The 17,407-nt window shown below is 57.3% G+C and carries 17 protein-coding genes; 9 read left to right on the top strand and 8 right to left on the bottom strand.

What is annotated here, in order from left to right; genetic code table 11:
- Positions 1-119 precede the first annotated feature (119 nt).
- The 4 genes from H9I52_RS07100 to H9I52_RS22995 all read left to right on the top strand — a co-directional run bounded on the left by H9I52_RS07100 (position 120) and on the right by H9I52_RS22995 (position 3,126).
- On the top strand, positions 120-1,253 hold the full coding sequence (locus H9I52_RS07100) for an acyltransferase family protein (RefSeq protein ID WP_187453294.1): 1,134 nt from the start codon (positions 120-122) through the stop codon (positions 1,251-1,253).
- A gap of 185 nt (positions 1,254-1,438) precedes the next feature.
- Positions 1,439-2,176: a DUF4386 domain-containing protein gene (locus H9I52_RS07095; RefSeq protein ID WP_187453293.1), complete on the top strand. Its 738-nt coding sequence runs from the start codon at positions 1,439-1,441 to the stop codon at positions 2,174-2,176.
- Positions 2,110-2,811 carry an alpha/beta hydrolase gene (locus H9I52_RS07090; RefSeq protein WP_316248009.1) on the top strand — a complete coding sequence of 234 codons (702 nt, stop codon included), beginning with the start codon at positions 2,110-2,112 and terminating at the stop codon, positions 2,809-2,811. Before H9I52_RS07095 ends, H9I52_RS07090 begins: the two co-directional genes overlap by 67 nt.
- Before the next feature lie 66 nt (positions 2,812-2,877).
- On the top strand, positions 2,878-3,126 hold the full coding sequence (locus tag H9I52_RS22995) for a hypothetical protein (RefSeq protein ID WP_262385982.1): 249 nt from the start codon (positions 2,878-2,880) through the stop codon (positions 3,124-3,126).
- Positions 3,127-3,226: 100 nt separating this feature from the next.
- Here H9I52_RS22995 and H9I52_RS07085 read toward each other — a convergent pair whose 3' ends face one another.
- Positions 3,227-3,781, bottom strand: a complete 555-nt coding sequence (locus tag H9I52_RS07085; RefSeq protein WP_187453292.1) for a hypothetical protein — start codon at positions 3,779-3,781, stop codon at positions 3,227-3,229.
- A gap of 466 nt (positions 3,782-4,247) precedes the next feature.
- Between H9I52_RS07085 and H9I52_RS07080 the strand changes: the two genes are divergently transcribed.
- The 3 genes from H9I52_RS07080 to H9I52_RS07070 all read left to right on the top strand — a co-directional run bounded on the left by H9I52_RS07080 (position 4,248) and on the right by H9I52_RS07070 (position 8,196).
- Positions 4,248-4,694 carry a BLUF domain-containing protein gene (locus H9I52_RS07080; protein WP_187453291.1) on the top strand — a complete coding sequence of 149 codons (447 nt, stop codon included), beginning with the start codon at positions 4,248-4,250 and terminating at the stop codon, positions 4,692-4,694.
- 92 nt (positions 4,695-4,786) lie between these two features.
- Entirely contained in the window at positions 4,787-6,649 is a 1,863-nt protein-coding gene (locus H9I52_RS07075) for a PAS domain-containing sensor histidine kinase (RefSeq protein ID WP_187453290.1), read from the top strand.
- A 164-nt stretch (positions 6,650-6,813) separates the two neighbouring features.
- On the top strand, positions 6,814-8,196 hold the full coding sequence (locus tag H9I52_RS07070) for a hypothetical protein (RefSeq protein ID WP_187453289.1): 1,383 nt from the start codon (positions 6,814-6,816) through the stop codon (positions 8,194-8,196).
- Here H9I52_RS07070 and H9I52_RS07065 read toward each other — a convergent pair whose 3' ends face one another.
- A complete protein-coding gene (locus H9I52_RS07065) occupies positions 8,197-9,279 on the bottom strand; it encodes an AI-2E family transporter (RefSeq protein ID WP_187453288.1) in 1,083 nt (360 codons plus the stop codon).
- Between the two features lie 118 nt (positions 9,280-9,397).
- A complete protein-coding gene (locus tag H9I52_RS07060; protein ID WP_187453287.1) occupies positions 9,398-10,093 on the bottom strand; it encodes an HAD family hydrolase in 696 nt (231 codons plus the stop codon).
- Between the two features lie 104 nt (positions 10,094-10,197).
- On the opposite strand from H9I52_RS07060, the gene H9I52_RS07055 reads away from it, so the two are divergent.
- Together H9I52_RS07055 and H9I52_RS07050 are read left to right on the top strand one after the other, a co-directional pair.
- The gene (locus H9I52_RS07055) at positions 10,198-10,827 is read left to right on the top strand and encodes a chloramphenicol acetyltransferase (RefSeq protein WP_187453286.1); all 630 of its coding nucleotides are present in this window, start codon (positions 10,198-10,200) and stop codon (positions 10,825-10,827) included.
- Between the two features lie 44 nt (positions 10,828-10,871).
- Positions 10,872-11,243 carry a hypothetical protein gene (locus tag H9I52_RS07050; protein WP_187453285.1) on the top strand — a complete coding sequence of 124 codons (372 nt, stop codon included), beginning with the start codon at positions 10,872-10,874 and terminating at the stop codon, positions 11,241-11,243.
- 313 nt (positions 11,244-11,556) lie between these two features.
- Here H9I52_RS07050 and H9I52_RS07045 read toward each other — a convergent pair whose 3' ends face one another.
- The 5 genes from H9I52_RS07045 to H9I52_RS07030 form a co-directional block, all read right to left on the bottom strand.
- A complete protein-coding gene (locus H9I52_RS07045) occupies positions 11,557-14,106 on the bottom strand; it encodes a DUF5916 domain-containing protein (RefSeq protein ID WP_187453284.1) in 2,550 nt (849 codons plus the stop codon).
- Between the two features lie 391 nt (positions 14,107-14,497).
- A complete protein-coding gene (locus H9I52_RS07040; RefSeq protein ID WP_316248007.1) occupies positions 14,498-15,883 on the bottom strand; it encodes a leucine-rich repeat-containing protein kinase family protein in 1,386 nt (461 codons plus the stop codon).
- A gap of 37 nt (positions 15,884-15,920) precedes the next feature.
- Entirely contained in the window at positions 15,921-16,055 is a 135-nt protein-coding gene (locus H9I52_RS22990) for a hypothetical protein (protein WP_262385981.1), read from the bottom strand.
- A gap of 102 nt (positions 16,056-16,157) precedes the next feature.
- Positions 16,158-16,544, bottom strand: a complete 387-nt coding sequence (locus H9I52_RS07035) for a DUF3037 domain-containing protein (protein ID WP_187453283.1) — start codon at positions 16,542-16,544, stop codon at positions 16,158-16,160.
- On the bottom strand, positions 16,522-17,322 hold the full coding sequence (locus H9I52_RS07030) for a HipA family kinase (protein ID WP_139516636.1): 801 nt from the start codon (positions 17,320-17,322) through the stop codon (positions 16,522-16,524). Before H9I52_RS07030 ends, H9I52_RS07035 begins: the two co-directional genes overlap by 23 nt.
- Positions 17,323-17,407: the final 85 nt, after the last annotated feature.

The raw sequence follows: 17,407 nt of genomic DNA, 5'->3' as shown, positions 1-17,407 counted from the left end.
GCTAGAAGCTGAGTGTGACGCCTAGCACAGCATTCTGCACTATCCTAGGCCGCATGCAACAGGCCAAAAGGAAGATTAGATAAGAAAACAGCTACTCCAACCATTTAGAAACGCAGCCTTTGGAAAACGCGCCGTTGCCCTCAAAACCGCATTACGCCATCCTCGACGGGTTGCGCGGAGTCGCTGCGGTGTTGGTGGTGATCTTTCACCTTTTTGAAGCCCACGCCACCAGCCATCTCGACCAAATCATCAACCACGGCTACCTGGCCGTGGATTTTTTCTTTTTGCTGTCCGGCTTCGTGATCGGCTATGCCTACGACGAACGCTGGCAAAAAATGAGCATTGGCGAGTTCTTCAAGCGCCGGCTGGTCCGGTTGCAGCCGATGGTGGTGATGGGAATGATTGTGGGGGCCGTATTCTTCTATTTTCAGGCCTCCAAGCTGTTTCCGATGATCGCGGAAGTGCCCGTCTGGAAAATGCTGCTGGTGATGCTGGTTGGGTTTACGCTGCTGCCGCTGCCGCCGTCCCTGGATATCCGGGGCTGGCAGGAGATGCACCCGCTGGATGGCCCCGGCTGGTCACTGTTCTTTGAGTACGTCGCCAATATTCTCTACGCGCTGTTCGTCCGGAAATTCTCGAATACCGCCTTGGCCGTATTGGTGTTTTTATCCGCGTGCTTCCTGATTCACCTGACGGTTACCGGCCCGAATGGCGACGTTATTGGCGGCTGGTCACTGACTCCCGAGCAATTGCACGTGGGATTTGCGCGGGTTTTATATCCTTTTTTCGCTGGCCTGCTACTCTGCCGAACAGTTAAATTGACCCGCGTAAATAACGCTTTTCTATACTGTAGCTTGTTGATACTAGCCGTGTTCGCCATGCCCCGAATTGGCGGCGCCGACCGCTTGTGGCTGAACGGACTTTACGAGTCGTTCAGCATCATCTTTGTTTTCCCGCTGATTGTATTTCTGGGCGCGAGCGGCGCAGTAAAAAGCAATTTCTCGGCGCGGGTATGTAAGTTTTTCGGCGACATATCGTACCCGATTTACATCACGCACTACCCACTGATCTACACCTACACGGCGTGGGTGCAGGACAATAAAATTCCGATACGCGAAGCATTTCCGGTGGCCTTATTGGTGTTGGCATCCAGCGTCGCGTTGGCGTATGCGTGTCTTAAACTGTACGACGAGCCCGTGCGGCGGTGGCTGCAAAAGAAACTCTGGCCGGCTAAAGTCTATCAGAAAGCCTAATTTTTTAGTACTGGCTTACACTTGTTCTATACATAACATCTTATATATCAGCATCTTACAAATATGATCTCATCCTGCACCCCGCAGGATGAGAAAACGAGAACCTCGCATACGCTCCAACGACACCGTCCTACCATCCGCGATTGCAAACCCACACAGACAGCGTTCCTTAACAAACCAAGGCAATGGACTCGGGCACATACACAGGCAAAACTTCCCCGCAGGTTTACGCCCGAATCGGCGGAGTGCTTTATCTGGTTATCATAGCTACCGGCATCTTCGGAGAGCTCTTCGTCAGAGGCAAGCTTGTGGTATCCGGCGACGCTACCACTACGGCGCATAACATCATGGCTTCGCAGTTGCTGTGGCGCAGTGGCATTGCTGTCGACCTAATCACGCATATTTGCGATGTGCCGTTGATGCTGATCTTTTACGTGCTGCTGCGGCCCGTAAACAAGCATCTGGCGTTGCTGGCGTTGCTTTTCACGTCGATCCAGACCGCGGTTTTGGTTGCCTTCGACCTAAGCCTTTTGGTGGCTTTATTTCTACTGGGAAGCGCCGATTACCTAAAGGCATTCCAGCCCCAGCAGCTGCATGCGCTGGCCTATGTGTTTATCAAATCGTACAGCAACGGCTTTGGCATCGGCCTAATATTCTTTGGTTTTGCCTGCCTTGTGCTAGGGTATTTGATTTTCAGATCGGGTTATCTGCCCCGGTTTATAGGGGTGTTGATGCAGATTGCCGGCTTATGTTACCTCACCAATAGCTTTGCCCTGCTCCTGGCTCCCGCCGTTGCGAACCTGTTATTTCCCGCGATTCTGCTTCCTTCCTTTATCGGAGAATTGGCATTTTGTCTGTGGCTTCTCGTAAAGGGCGTCAACCTTCCGAAATGGGAAACCCACGTAAGCCCGGAACATGGCTGAGTGGCGTTATCGGCAATTCACGCCACCACTACTTCATTAGGACAAATTTCACCGCCAACCTCAAACTGCATAACTGCTTGAAAATCAATTTCATACTTCTACTGTCTTTTCTAAATAACTTATGCTTTGGCCAAACGAAGAAGAAGGCTCAAAACGCCGACCAAAGCCGGCCTTTTGTATTGGGGTCTGTCCGCGAAATACAGTCTAAAGTGTTGGCCGAGAAGCGAATCCTCAATATTTATGTCCCCGAAGGCTACAGCGATAAGGACACGACCCGGTATCCGGTGGTGTATCTGCTCGATGGCTCCGCGGATGAAGACTTCATCCATGTCGTAGGCCTTTACCAGTTCAATAATTTCCCCTGGATAGAACGGGTGCCGAAGTCCATCATTGTGGGAATTGCCAATGTGGACCGAAAGCGGGATTTCACCTATGCCACTACCATTGAGGCCGACAAAAAACGATACCCCACCGCTGGGCACTCGGATAAATTTATCGCCTTTCTGGAGAGCGAGTTACAGCCCTACATTCAGGCTAAATACAAAACAGCAGCTTCTAAAACCCTGATCGGGCAATCGCTGGCGGGGCTTTTGGCCACCGAGGTCCTGCTGAAAAAGCCCAATCTGTTTAGCTAATACATCATCGTCAGCCCCAGCCTTTGGTGGGACAACGGCTCGCTGCTCAACCTGGACCTTGAAGCGATGAACCAGGCCATCAAATCGCCCAAAGGCGTTTACATCGGCGTCGTAAAAGAGGGACTGGGTCCAAGCGACATTCCGCATGTGATGGAAGTTGATGCCAACCTACTGGTGGAAAAGCTGATGTTGCTCAAAAACCCAAATCTGCGCATCCACTTCGACTACTTGCCCGAAGAAAACCACGCGACCATCACGCACCAAGCCGTATTCAACGCGTTACGGTTGCTTAACCCAGTACCTAGTAAGAAATAGACTATCAGGCAGTTACAAGCTGTTGCCAAAATATCTGTATGAAAAAAGCGCCAACTGCATCGGCAGTTGGCGCTTTTTTCATACAGATGCTCTGCTCCGTTCAGGGCGCGGTGGAGTTGCCGGCTTGTTCTGCTTCATCTGAGTTCTGGTCCGGCTTGGCGGGGTTAGGGTTGTTCATGCCGATGCGCTTGGTCAGCGCATCGTCGGGCCGGTTGTGGAGCTCGAACTCGCCCGTGAAGGGATTTTGCTGGGTGTCGGGGTTGCGATTGGAAAGGTCTTCGCGACCGCCGCTGCTCCCCACGCCTCCGCGCTGTCCGCTTTGGTCGTATCCGCGATCTTCGTCGTTATTGAAACCGGCGCGGCCCATGCCTTCGCCGCGGCCTACGGCGCCGGAGTTGTCGCCGGTGCCGGCCGCGCCCTGGCGCCGCTGTCGGTCGAAGTCGGAGCCTTGGCCCATGTCCGAGCCGCCCGAGTTGGCGTCTTGCCGAGGACTGCGCAAGCCTACGCCATCGCGGAAATCACTGGCGCTTGCCCGTACCGTGGACATATCGCGCGGGTCGTCTTCGGGCTGCGAGACCGGGGCCTGATCCGCGCCGAGCTGGGCCGGATCGGTGGGGGTATTCAACTCGTCGTCGGGCTGATTGTGAGTAGCCATGATGCAGCAAAAAGTTGGGTGGGAAAACAGGACCTACTTTCTGCATACTACACTGGCTGAGGAAGGTTATACCCATTTTATCGGGCCTTATTTTCTTAATATAAATATTTGATTATCAATCACTTAACTATTAGCAAGAACAACAAACAAGTGGCCGTAAAACCAGTACTGCTCCACCCAACCAAGCTGCGGCGACTTGGAAGTGTTCCGGAATCCGGCGGGGAAAGCTAAATTTGCGGTCGGAAGAAGAAACAGAGCGGGCATTTGCCCTGAGCAGTCGGGGGTGCAGGAGAAAAGACAGCAAGGACCACAGCCGATGAGGGCGCAGCGGGCCGATAGTCTAACTATCTTTTCCGTCCCGCGTATTTTGCAAGCTCGACCGTTACCCCTTCTTCCTACCACAGTCCGCGCTGCTGGTCTGGTGCCGCTCCGCGGCGCAGAAAGCAGCAGCGCTACTTTTTTTCGTATGATTCACATTATTTACATGAGTCGGGCGGTACGGCCGCTTTCCGACGCCGATTTGCAGGCCTTGCTGGAGCAATGCCGCCGCGATAACGCCGCCCACAACGTCACGGGCGTCTTGTTTTACAGCCACGGCAACATCGCGCAGCTCATTGAGGGCGAGCCGGAAGTGCTGGAGCCACTGTTTGAAAAAATTGCGCGCGACGGTCGCCATTCTCACGTGGTGAAGTTGGCCGACAAGCCCATCGCTGCCCGCAGCTTCGCCGACTGGAGCATGGCCTTTCACCCCATCGAAACGGAAGGATTCCGGGCTTTGCAAGGGTTTTTTATGCCCGAAGAAGCATCCGTTGTACCCGACAACATGAGCATTGCCGACGCCCTGCTGGTGGACCTCGTGCGCCTGGCCGTTTTCGGCGCCAATAAGGCCCCAAGCGAGCCGGTTTCTGTCTAACCTTAGGTTTTTTTTACTACTCCTGCCCTCTTTCGTCGCGGTCGCTTTTGCTGCGGCCCTGCTACTTCCCCGCTCTGCCCCACCCTTTTGTCATGCACGAACCACAGCTACAGAAAATTCTTCGGCACATGCCGGCGGGCGTTGCCACGCTGCTCGGGCCGGAATTGCGCTACGGCTTTGTGAATGAAGTCATGCACACGGTGCTGGGGAGCGAAATGCCGCTTGGGCAGCCGCTATCGGAGAATCCGGGCGCCATCCCGGCCGATTTGCTGGAGGTGATGCAGCAGGTGTACCGCTCGGGCAGTCCGTTTGTAGCCAAAGCCTACGGGTTGCCCATTACGGAGCCCGGCGACGAGCATCCTACGCCCCGCTACTTCGATATCGCCCTCGAACCGACCAGTGACGATGCGGGCGCCGTGAACGGGCTGTTGTTGTTTGCCGTGGACGTGACGGTGCAGGAAGAAGCCCGGCAACGCGCCCACGAGCTGGCCCTCGAAACGCGCCGCCTCGATGCGCGCCTGCGCGTGCTCACCGAAACGGCCCCGCAGATCACGTTTACCGTGGATGCCGCCGGCAAATACGAGTACGTCAGCCCGCAGTGGTACTACTTTACGGGCCAGCCGCCTACCACCGACCTGAACGCCATCTGGCCGCTGCTGATTCACCCCGACGACCGCCTGCGGGTGCTGTATCAGTCGGAAGCAGCCCGGAAAGCCGGCATCGGTTGGAGCTACGAATACCGCCTGCGGCGCCACGACGGGCAGTACCGCTGGCTCCTGAGCCGCGCCCTGCCCGAGCTGCACGCCCCCGACAAGCCCGTGTTCTGGCACGGAGCCGTGACCGAGGTGCACGACCAGCGGGAGTTGGCCGAAGCCCTGCGCCGGGGCGAAGCCGAGCTGCGCTTCTTGGCCGACAGCATTCCGCAGCTGATCTGGACGGCCACGGCGGAAGGCCTCATCGATTACTACAACCAACACACCGGCCAGTACACGGGCCTCTCGACGCAGGAACTCGGACCTACGGGCTGGGTGGCGCTGCTAGCCCCCGACGAGCAGTCCGCTGCCGCCCGCCGCTGGGTGCAGTGCGTGGCCACGGGCGAAGAATACGAAGGCCTGTACCGGATGCGGCGCCACGACGGGCAGTACCGCTGGCACATCATCCGGGCGCGGCAGCTCACCGACAGCCGCGGCCCGCGCTGGTTTGGCGCCTGCACCGACGTCGATGACCAGCACCGCCTGCGCGAAGTGCTCCAAACCCAGTACGACGAGCTGGCCCGCACCAACCGCGACCTGGACACCTTCGTGTACACCGCTTCCCACGACCTGAAACAGCCGCTGCACAACCTTCGGGGCTTGTTTGAGGAGCTGCGCCGCGCGGCTTCCTTCCACGACCCCGACGAAGAACGCCTGCTGCAAATGGTGGAAGATTCGCTGCACCAGCTCGACGTTACGCTCTTCGACCTGGCCGCTACCGTGCAGGACCAACGCGAGCTATCGGCGCCGGTCGAGTCGCTGGATTTGCGCAGCGTGGCCGAGGAAGTGCTACTGGGCTTGCGCACTCAAGTGCAAGATGCCCAAGCTGTTGTCGATCTGGATTTTAGCCAGGCTCCTACGCTCACGTATGGCCGCGCCAACCTGCGCAGCGTGCTTCATAATTTGCTCAGCAACGCCCTCAAGTTTGCGCACCCCGAGCAGCCTCCGCACATCAAAGTAAGCAGCGCCCTTTCGGCCAGCGGGCAGCCCCAGCTTTGGGTGCAGGACAACGGCATGGGCATGGAGCTGAATGACACGCCGGAACTGGCGTTCAACCTCTTCGAGCGGCAGCACCCCGACTTGCCCGGCGCGGGCGTGGGCCTGTATTTGGTGCAGCGCATTGTGCACAATCGCAACGGGCACCTGGAAGTAACCAGCACCGTGGGCGAAGGCACTACGTTTGTGGTGCACTGGTTTGAATAGCCGACGCCGCAACTCACATAGCCTGAGCACTTAAGCGCCGGGCAGGCCAGCAGGAGGGTGCAGGACGGAACGGCGGCGCGATCTGGCGTCTTTGGTTATCGGATGAGGGCGCATTGGCCAAGCATCCACATAATCTATTGATAACCAAATAGTTGCATCTAGCCATGAAAAGGACTCCGAATTTGCTGTTTGCGGCCCTGAGCGCCACCCTGCTGCTGGCCGCGCCGGCCCATGCCCAAATTGGCAAGCGGTTTCCTTCGGAGCGCAAAGTAGTGAAAGACCCCGTGACGGGCACCCCGCTCACCTTCCTGACCAGCACGCCCAAGGGCGATTCCAAGATCTACCAGACGCATATGCAATGGACTTCGGATGGGCAGTGGCTTATTTTCCGCTCCGGGCGGGTGCCGGGCGAGGCCATGGCGGTCAATGAGAAAACCGGCGAGATGGTGCAGGTGACGGAAGGCGGCTACACGGGCATGCTCAACATTGCCCGCAAGTCGATGAAGCTGTATTTCATGCGCACGCCCACCAAAGACGATACCCCAAGCCCCGAAACCAGCGTGCAGATCATCGAGGTGGATTTGGCCAAGCTTTTTGCCGACAGCAAAGCCGGGAAGATGCAACCGGCCTCGGTATATCAGCGCGTGTGCGGTACCACGCCGCCCGAAATGGGCGCTGGCGGCGACATGGCGCTGGATGCCGACGAACAGGCAGTGTATTTCCGTGTAGGTAAAGCCGAAGCAGCCAAGCACTTAGCTGCGAACACTAAAGTTGAGGGCAACTTCGGGCCGCGCAACATGGGCGCCGGACCGGCCGGGCTGGCCAGCATGAACCTCAAAACCGGGGAGTTTAAGCACGTGGTATCGGTGCCGTTTCAGATTGGCCACGTGCAGACCAACCCCTGGGTGCCGGGCGAAATCGTGTTTTGCTGGGAAACCGGCGGCAAGTCACCCCAACGCACCTGGACGGTGCTGGCCGACGGCTCGGGCCTGCGCCCCCTCTACCCCGAGGCCGACTACGAGTGGGTGACGCACGAAGCCGTGATCACGCGCGATGAGGTGGCGTTTGCCATCATGGGGCACCGCAAAATCAACTTCAACAAAGAAGCGGCCACTGCCAGCACGCAGCCCAGCGACCCGCGCAATCCGGGTCAGGAAGCGGGCTGGGGCGAGGCCGGTACCCGCGAAAAACCAACGGGCCTGGGCATTGTAAACCTAAGAACGCGGGAAATGACCATCGCAGGCCAGACGCCCAGCGGCAGTGGCTTGTGGCACGTAAGCGGCTCAGCCGATGGCCGTTGGGCCGTGGGCGACGACTTTTCGCGCAGCCTCTACCTCATCGACCGGCACACGCGGGAAATGATCCTGCTGACCACTGGCCACAAAGAAACCGCCGCCGACCATCCGCATCCCACCTTCAGCCCCGATGGCACCCGCATCCAGATTCAGTCGGCGATGCTCTCGGCCGATAACCGCTCGATGAACATCTGCATTGTGCCCGTGCCCGAAGCCTGGCTGAAGCGCACGTACAAAGACAAAGCGAAGTAACTACCGGCTCCGCGCCGACTTGCCGGGACGCGGGCGCTCTTCGTCGCCGAGCAGCGTGGCCCACGGTTTCATCGGCTCGATGCGGTCGAAGACAATCTTCAGGATGGCAATGCCGGGCAGCGCCAAAAACATGCCCGGCACGCCGCCAATGGCATTCCCGACCAGCACTCCCACGATGGCCGCCAAGGCATTTACTTGCACTTTACCGGCCACAATGCGCGGTATAAGTATATGATTATCAATGAATTGTATAACCATATATACAACCACCACGCCAATGGCGTAGCCGTAGCTGTCTTTTGCCACGAAGGCCATGAGCACCGGCAGCAGAATGGCAATCAGGCCGCCGATGTAGGGAATGAAATTGAGCAAAGCGCCCAGCACACCCAGCAACAGGGCATACGGAATGCCCAGTAGCAACAGCCCAACCACGTTGAGCACGGCCACAATGCCCCCTTCAATCAGCAAGCCGACCATGTAGCTCTGGATGGTGCTTTTGCTTTCGTGTAGCACTTCTTCCACGCCCGTGTCGTGGCGGCGACCCGAAAACACTTGAATGAGGAAGGTAACCAGCCGCTCGCGGTAGAGCAGCAGCAGAAACACGTACACCGGCACCAGCGTAGCCACCACCAACAGCCCCGATACGGTCGTGAGCGTTTGGCCCAGCAGCGCGGTGCCCCGGCTGGTGCCTTCGCGCAGCCACCCCAGCAGGCGCTCGTTGGTGATGCCGAAATGGGCATCGAGCCAGCGGACCAGCTCTTGCTGCGCCTGTAACAGCTTGACTTTGAAGAGCGGCAATTGCGAGGCCAGCTGCGCGGCTTGCAGGTAAATAAAGTACAGCAGCCCAGCCAGCGCCACTACGCCAACCAGCACCGTCAGGCCGATGGCCAGCAGTTCCGGCACCCGGTGGCGGCGCAGCCATTGCTCAATTGGCAGCAGCAGAATCGCAAAAATGGCCGCAAAGAAGATCGGAAACAGAATTTCGCCGGCGATGTGCAGCGTAAAGACGAGTAAAGCCAAACCCAGCAGCACCAACGGCGCCTTGACATAAAATGGGAGGTCTACTTTGGGGGCTTCGTTCATCGGCAAGGCCTTAATGTATATTCCTGATACGCAGGCCCGTACCGGAAAGGTGCCCGAGCAGCCAGGGTCAAGCACAACATTGCTCTCAACCCTAAGCCGCAGTCACGGTCGAGCAGCGTTAAGGCAGATAAGCCAACGCCTCTTTCAGGGAGTCGGCCCGGTGGAACGTAATGCCAACTAATTGATCGGCAGGCACTTCTTCGTGAATCCAGGTGGCGTGGTACGGCACGTGCACGGCCCGCGCGCCCAGCTTGGCCACGGGCAGCACGTCGGATTTCAGCGAGTTGCCGATCATCACGAAGTCTTCGGGGCGCACTTGGTAGCGCATCAGGAGGCGGCGGTATGTAGCCTCGTTTTTTTCGCTTACAATTTCCACGTGGTCAAAGTAATCGCCGAGGCCAGAGCGGGCCAGCTTGCTTTCCTGGTCGAAAAGGTCGCCTTTGGTCAGGAGCATGAGCGGCACGCCGCGTTGTTTCAGTTCGGCCAGCACTTCTTCCACGTGGGGCAGCAGTTCGATTGGGAAATCGAGCAGGCGCTTGCCGTAATCGAGTATTTGCTGGATTTCATTGCCGGTCACGCGGCCGTTGGTAAGCTGAATGACTGTTTCTATCATACTGAGCATGAAGGACTTGGCTCCGTATCCGAACAGGTGCATATTTTGGCGCCACACCTCGTAGAAGCGGCGGCCCAAGGTATCGGCGTCGGCGTAGTGGGTGAGCAAGGCGTAAAGCTGTTCTTCGGCGTAGTCGAAGTGGGGCTGGTTGGGCCACAGGGTATCGTCGGCGTCGAAGGCAATGAGTTGGGGCGTCGTCATGGTTGGGTAGCAGCAAATCGGGCACGGGCGGCGCTACCCTCGGCGCAGAAACGGCCCGGGCGCGGGTGGCGCAGAGCCAGCAAAGTTACCGAACTTGCGCCCCCATGAAACACCTGATTGACCTGAGCACGTGGCCCCGCCGCGAGCACTTCGCCTTCTTTTCGGCGTTTGACGAGCCGTTTTTTGGCCTGGTAGCCGAGGTAGATTGCACCAAAGCCTATGCAAAATCGAAGCGGCTGGGCCTCACATTTTTTCTGTACTATCTCTACCAAGCCCTGCAAGCGGCCAACGAAATCGAAGAGTTTCGCTGCCGCATCGAAGACGGACAGGTGTACCGCTACGACCGCATTCACGCCTCCGCGACCATTGGCCGGCCCGATCGCACGTTTAGCTTTTCGTTTATAGAGCAGCAAGACACACTCGATAGCTTCCTAGCGGGCGCCAACGCGGAAATAGAAGCCGTGCAGCAAAGCTCCGGCCTGCGCCTAAGCGACTCTACCAGCCGCCCCGACGTGATCCATTTCTCAGCCATTCCGTGGGTCCGGTTCACGGGCCTGACGCATGCCCGCAGCTTCCAACACCCCGACAGCTGCCCCAAGATTTCGGTAGGCCAGTCGTACCAAGATGGCGCTTTTATGCGCATGCCAGTCTCCGTGAATGTGCACCACGGGCTGGCAGATGGCTACCACGTGGGCTTGTTTTTGGAGGCCTTTCAGCGCCTGCTTAATCAGTAGGTAGGCTATTGAGCAGGCCGCACAAATCAATATTTATTTAAATTATGAAAAGATTATTTCAAATTATTGATAAAATTCGCAATGGCATAGCGTATTTTACTCTTAGTATATTAATCACAGGTTCTGCTTATGCTTTATGGGATTTTTATTTAACAGCCCCTCGATTCATGCTTGGCGTTGAGGAACAACTTGCCTCAAATGCAAAATTCAGCAATATTATTGGAGACAAGAGTGGCAATCACTTTACCTATGGCAATGAAGCGCTTTCTGATGGAGATACTGCTTCATTTTCAGTAACAGTTACGGGCAGATGCGATAGTTCTTACGTAAAAGTGCTAGGATATTATTACAAAAGAGACAATAAAATCTTTAATATCATTACCGATACCATTATAAAATCTAAATGTAATAATTAAGAAGTCAAAGCGCATGCATTCCCAGTTACAGGATTTAAATTAATAATGATTAAAAAATAAGTTTCGAAAAAACAAATCAATAGTAAGTAATATTTGTACAGAAGCTGCTTTATAATTGGTTCACGTTAGTAGCCTGTGCCCAGCACTGAGGTGAAGGCTGCCCCCACTGCCGCACAAGTGGCACCGCACTCACACGTTACGACATCATCAAGAAGCCCTAGCCGCGTTAGCAACTGGGGCTTCTTTTGCTTCCGCCTGACCGGGGCAAAGCCACAAGGCGCATTTGTAATGGCAGCCAACCGCAAGTCAAGTGCTACTTCTGCCGTTTAAACGTCAGATAATCCAGATAATACAACACCTTGATTGACAAGGAGTTATTGTGTGGCGTGTTGATCGTGCGGTTGAAGTTGTCGAAGTACTGCGGCGTGGCCTCGTCGGCGAGCAGGAAGGAGGAGCCAGCGTTTTTCCAGACGATGTTGACCTGCGAGCCCGGCGCAAACCACCACGCGTACACGGCGTCCACGTTGAAGGCGTTGTAGGTGTTGTCGCGGTTGCGGCGGTAGTCGACGAGCGTCTCTTGGCCACCGGGCGCGAGTGTGGAGAAATCTTCGTAGCGCACGTTGCTGGTGTAGTGGCGCGTGCGCAGCGTAAACGACATGCGGTTGTTGAAGGTGTAGGCCACCGACACCACGTTCGACACCGTGGCCACGTCGCGTCGGCCCAGCAGAATCTGGTTCATAAACGGCTGATCGAGTGGCTCATCGGTGCTAAGGCCGCCGTTTACGAAGCCGATCTGGTTGTGCACGATGCTCCAGTCGAGGCTGTAACGAAACGTGAGGTGGTCGTTGACGCGGTAGCGCGGGTAGAAGCCGGCGAGGTACTTGATACGGCGGGGGCGCCCGAGCCGGTCGTCGAGGGCGAAGGTGCGGTTGCCCACGTTGACGCCATACGACAGCTTTTTGCGCGTGTCGGAGTTGGCAAACAGCACGAAGCCGGTGTTGGCGGGCAGGCGCACGTAGTACTTGCCCAGCGGGAAGGTGCGCGGCTCGTAAAAGTCGTGGCTGGCGGGGTCGGTATCGAAGTCGAAGCCGATCTGCAAAAAGCTTTTGGTGAAAGTCGTATTGGCGCCGAGGTACAGGTAACTGCTTTGGTAAAGCGTGGGCTTGTAGAGCAGGGAGTGGTTGATCTCGCTGAAAACGGAGAAGTTATTGACCTTCCAGAAGGGCTTGTAGATGCGGTAGGCGACGTCCAGAATCTGGGTGATGTTGTTGTTGCCAAACAGAATGCCCAAGTCGTTGGGGTTGTAGGAAGCCGACTCGATGCCCTGGCTCAGGCTCCAGGTGAAAGCGCCGCTGATTTTGCTCACTCCTACTTTGTATTTGTAGCCATCGCGGTCGTCGATTGGGGTAGCTTCCCCGAAGGTTTGACCGCGCCGCCGCGAGTACACCAGCTGCCCATCAACGGCGTAGGAGTTTTTCTTGTTAGCAAACCGAAACAGCCCGCCGGTCACATTGGCGTCGTAAGTGTTGCCGGCGCGCGTGACGTTGGTATTGATCAAACTCACATACGAGTTGTTTTTCAGCGACTGGTCGAGCACGAAGATGTTGTAATTGCTCAGTGGCTGGGTCATGACCCGGCGCTCCTTGCCGGTTTCCTCGTTGCGCACGGTGGCGTACATCTCGTTCGACACGGCATTGAACAGCCCGACGCCCAGCCCATTTTTCGTGCGGCCCGATATTTTGGTAGCGTTCAGCAGTCGGGTTTCGGCTGGGTTGCGCAGGATTTTTTCCTTGTCGCCCACCGCCACGTTGTAGAAGCCCACCGGCGTCGCGCCTACCCTGCGCGAATAGAAAAGATTGCCCTTGTTGAACAGCTCGGTGCCTTCGGTAAAAAACTGCCGGTTTTCGGTGAATTGCACCTCAAACGGCGACAGGTTCAGCACTTGGTTGTCGCTTTGCACCTGCCCAAAATCGGGCACCAGCGTGGCGTCCAGGGTGAAGCTTTCGTTGATGCCCCACTTGAGGTCGGCGCCCCCGTTGAAGGAAGTTGTGGTGCGGCGCGTGCCCTCGGCGTTGAGCGGATTGTGGTTGACATAAGCCGACACGTAGGGCGTCAGCGAGAGGCGCAGCGGCGGTTTGATGTCGCGCACACCGCGCAAATCACCCCACTGGTTCACGAAACCATCCACGGCGGGCTTCACTTCGTTCCAGAAAAACTGCGCGTTGTCGCGCTTGCGCTGGCGAGCAAAGTTGAGGCCCCACAGCTGCTCCGGTGCATTGCTGAAACGGATAGCCGAGTACGGAATGCGCATTTCAGCAATCCAGTCGGTGCCCCGGATGGAAGTGCGGGCGTCCCACACAGCGTTCCAGTTAAAGTCCTCGCCACCGGCTGGCGAATAGCGCCCGTCGAGCTGCACGCCCGACGTAGTAACCGTAAAATTGTAGCCGTTGAGCTGGTCGTGGTACGTATCCAGAAACACGGAGAAAAGGTCGGTGTTGCCGAAGTTGTCGCGCTGCGTGATCTCGTGCAAAATCGAGTCCGGCGACGAGTCGTGCATAATGGCCCCTACGTACAGCGCCGCGTCGTCGTAGAGCACGCGCACTTCGGTTTTGTGCTTTTCGGGCACGCCGGGGTTGGGCCGCTGCTGAATGAAATCGGAGGCGATGGGTGCCTGCTGCCACACGGCTTCGTCGAGCACGCCGTCGAGCTTAATCGCTTCCGTGATGCGCACGGCCTGAAGCTGGCGTTTGGGCCCCGGCGTGGCTGAAGTTGAAGCGGCAGGCGTCTGGGCGGAAGTTAGCCCGGTTCCCACTCCCCACATCAGAAGCAGAAAGAAACAACGCAGCGTACAAGTAAGCGACATAGCAGAAAAAGATTTGAAGGCACAGAGCGGATATGTCCTGGATCAGGCCATGGCATCGCCAGCCGCCACCAGCGGTTAGCAAGGGCAAAAACGGTGGAAGGGAAGATGAGTAGCGGACGCCAGGAAAAGATTGCCTGGGTAAGCTGAAGCCTAAAAAGCGAGCCTCAGCAGCTGAATTCGACGTGGATACCGCCCGATTTGGCGAAGGTTACAGCCGGCTCAAAAAATATTTTCGGGCAGCAGCACCGGGGTATAGAAAGGCGATTTTGACAGATCTATCTTATTTATATAAATTGCTGATTATCAATATTTTACTCAAATATTTTACAAACCTTAATAAGCCCTCTCCAAATGAGTGGTTTCCATTTGCTTCCAATTGCCAGTACCAGTGCTAGTTAGCCCCGCGCAAAGCCGTCAGGACTTCCTGGATCTCTGAGAACAGTGGTCGCGCCGTCGGGTCGGGATGGGCACACCGACGCTGGATCTCGTTGAGCGCCTGCACTGCTTCTGACGTGGCCGGGGCGTCGCAGCGTTCCAACAATTCTTCCAGCAAGCAGGCAAAAGCCCTGACTTCCAAGCGCTGCAAGGCATGCGCCACGGCTGGCTGATCCGGTTCGAAAAAGCAGGCGGCTCCAAAGTCACCCAACAAAGCCTCGCCGGCATTGGTAGTCAAGATGTTGTGGGCGTACAAATCGCCGTGCAGGATGCCGCGGGCGTGTAGGTGCTGGGCCGCCGCCGCTATGCCCTGCGCGATCCGCAACGCCGCTTCGAGGCCAAACGCGGTGCCCGCGGCATACTCGTCGCGGGTACACGAGGCGAAGCTGGGCGGACCAGCCAAGTTGCCAAAGGCCGGGTCAATCAGCTCCAGCACCAAGCCTTCAGCCCCAGCAGGGTGATGGCCAATTTTGCCCTCTACGGCAATCAAATTGGGATGCGTGCCCGCACTGATGCACGCCGACATTTCGCTGTGCGGCAAGCCATCGCTGGTTACTGCGCCCTTAAACAGCTTGACGGCCACTTCCTGAGCCGCCGCGCCCTGCGGCTGCCAGCGCGCCTGATAAATAACCCCGGACGCGCCTTCGCCAAGCTGTTGCTGCACGGCAAGTTGCTGCCAATGAATAACATCGATGGGGTACTGGGCCACGGCGGCCGCTTCGATGCGGTCGCAGAACGGGTTGCCAGCGTAGGCCAGCCACGAGAGCCGCGGCAACGAAAACAGCCATTCGGGCAAGGCCGTGAAGCAGTTGGCCGCAATGCGCAGCAACTCCAGCCGCGTACACGCAGTCATCGATTCGGGCAGGTGGCTTAGCTGGTTGCCAGCCAGCAGAAGCTTCTGTAAGTACGCGCAGTTGCCGATCTCAGCGGGAAGCTCATCTATCTGATTATCAGTCAGAATCAACCAGCGAAGCTTTGGCGGCAGGGCCGCGGCGGGCAGCGTCCGGATGCGGTTGGCTTTGAAGCCAATCATGCTCAGCTCGGGGCATTGGCCCAGCACTTCGGGCAACGTCGTGAACTCGTTATTAGAGCAAAACAGGATGCGCAGCTTGTGCAACCGCCCCAAATCGGCGGGTAGCGCCGCCAGCGCATTGCCCGTGAGATTGAGAATCTCCAGCGAATCGGCCAGGTCGAAAATCTCGATGGGAAACTCGGTCAGGCCACAAGACAGATCGAGGCGGGTGACGCCGGCCAATTCTCCGGCGCGCAGTTGGTCAAGCGTGTGCATGGCGCAAAGGTAGCCCACGCGCTCATACGCCTGCTTTTCTTCGACCGGAGGCACTTGCCAAAATGGTTGTAACCTACTCTGATAGAGATATTTACTTTCCTTGCAGCAAGTTGTATAAAATCCAGATTACGGCCATTGCCCCCATGATGTACCAGCCCCATCGGGCGTAGTTATCGGGTGGCGTGTCAAATTTCTTGGGCCGGGGTTTTAATCCTGGGAGGTTCATAACGCACAGCTTCGAGCTCTATGAAGATTTTCTCTTCATACGAGTAGTCCGGAGCCGATTGTTGCTGATTTATCTCGCAATCTATCAACACGTTGAGCTTTCTCACTGCACGAGCTGGGCAAACAATCGCTCTAATGTGGCGGCAGCGTCTTCGCAAAGGCCGGGGTGCACGCACGAGGTTTGCACCACGGTGCTTCGCGTGGCAGTCAGCCACCTAAATCGCTCAGCAATAGACAGTTGTCCAATTACTCCGCCCTCTGCCCTGCCCCGGCAAATTCGCTCGAAGGAACGCAGGCGCTCAGCTATCTCTTGCAGGTCTAGCTCTTCGCCGGCGAAGGCGCGCAACCGGGCTTCGGGCAACACATAGCGGGTTTGTAAAAAGCCCAGCGACCGGCAGTACAAGATGACGCCGACGTTGATAAATTCTTCGCGCTCCACGCGGGGCACCACGCGCAGCACGGCGTACTCAAATAAGTGCTTTCCGGGCATTCTGCGCTTCCTGAACAAAGGTGTTAGATGTGGCGAGGCGGCTTTCCAGAAACTGGCGGTAGGCCTCGCGCTGCTCGTGCGCCGAATCCGTGGCGAAAGCTTCCGTCAGCCACTCGTCGGGCACCAGCGCCACAATGGCCCGGATGCGCTCCGGCGTAAGCAACGCCCGGCTTTCGGCATCAACGGCCTCTAGCTCACTGGCTTGGGGCAGCAGCACATGGTCTTTCACTTGGCCAAACGAGCGCTGCTTTTCCGGCTGCGCCCAGCCCGGCCCGGCGTGGTGCACGTAGAGGGCCGCGCCGTGGTCGATAAGCCAGAGCTCTTTATGCCACATGAGCAGGTTGGTGTTGCGGGCGGTGCGGTCCACGTTCAGGGTCAGGCAATCGAGCCACACCACCTGGGAGGCAAGGTGCGCGTCGACGGTATTTACCAGCGCATCGAAGGTGCTGGCGCCGGAGAGGTAATGCAGGCCCAGATTAAGCCCGGTGCTGGCGCGCAGCAAATCCTGAATTTCCTCGTCGGGCTCGGTGCGGCCAAAGGCTTCGTCGAGCTCGCAGAACACCAGTTCCGGCACCCGCAAGCCCATCGTGCGCGCCAATTCGCCCACGATCAGCTCGGCAATAAGTGCCTTGATGCCCTGCCCGGCACCCCGAAACTTGAGCACGTACAAAAAGCCGTCGTCGGCTTCGGCGAGGGCCGGCAGCGAACCGCCTTCGCGCAGCGGCGTGACGTAGCGCGTCACTTCAACGGTGCGAAGCGATAGAGAATCAACCTGCATACAACACGGAAAAAAATCAGGAGTAAGGCGCGCAAATAACAAACATTGCCGGAAGATTCACCGCGACCCCAACCTCTTACAACAC

Origin of the sequence: Hymenobacter sp. BT491, from assembly GCF_014349165.1 — a bacterium.
GTDB lineage: Bacteria > Bacteroidota > Bacteroidia > Cytophagales > Hymenobacteraceae > Hymenobacter > Hymenobacter jejuensis.
Note: the sequence above shows the minus strand (reverse complement) of the source record. Positions and strands in the feature narration are given on the sequence as shown.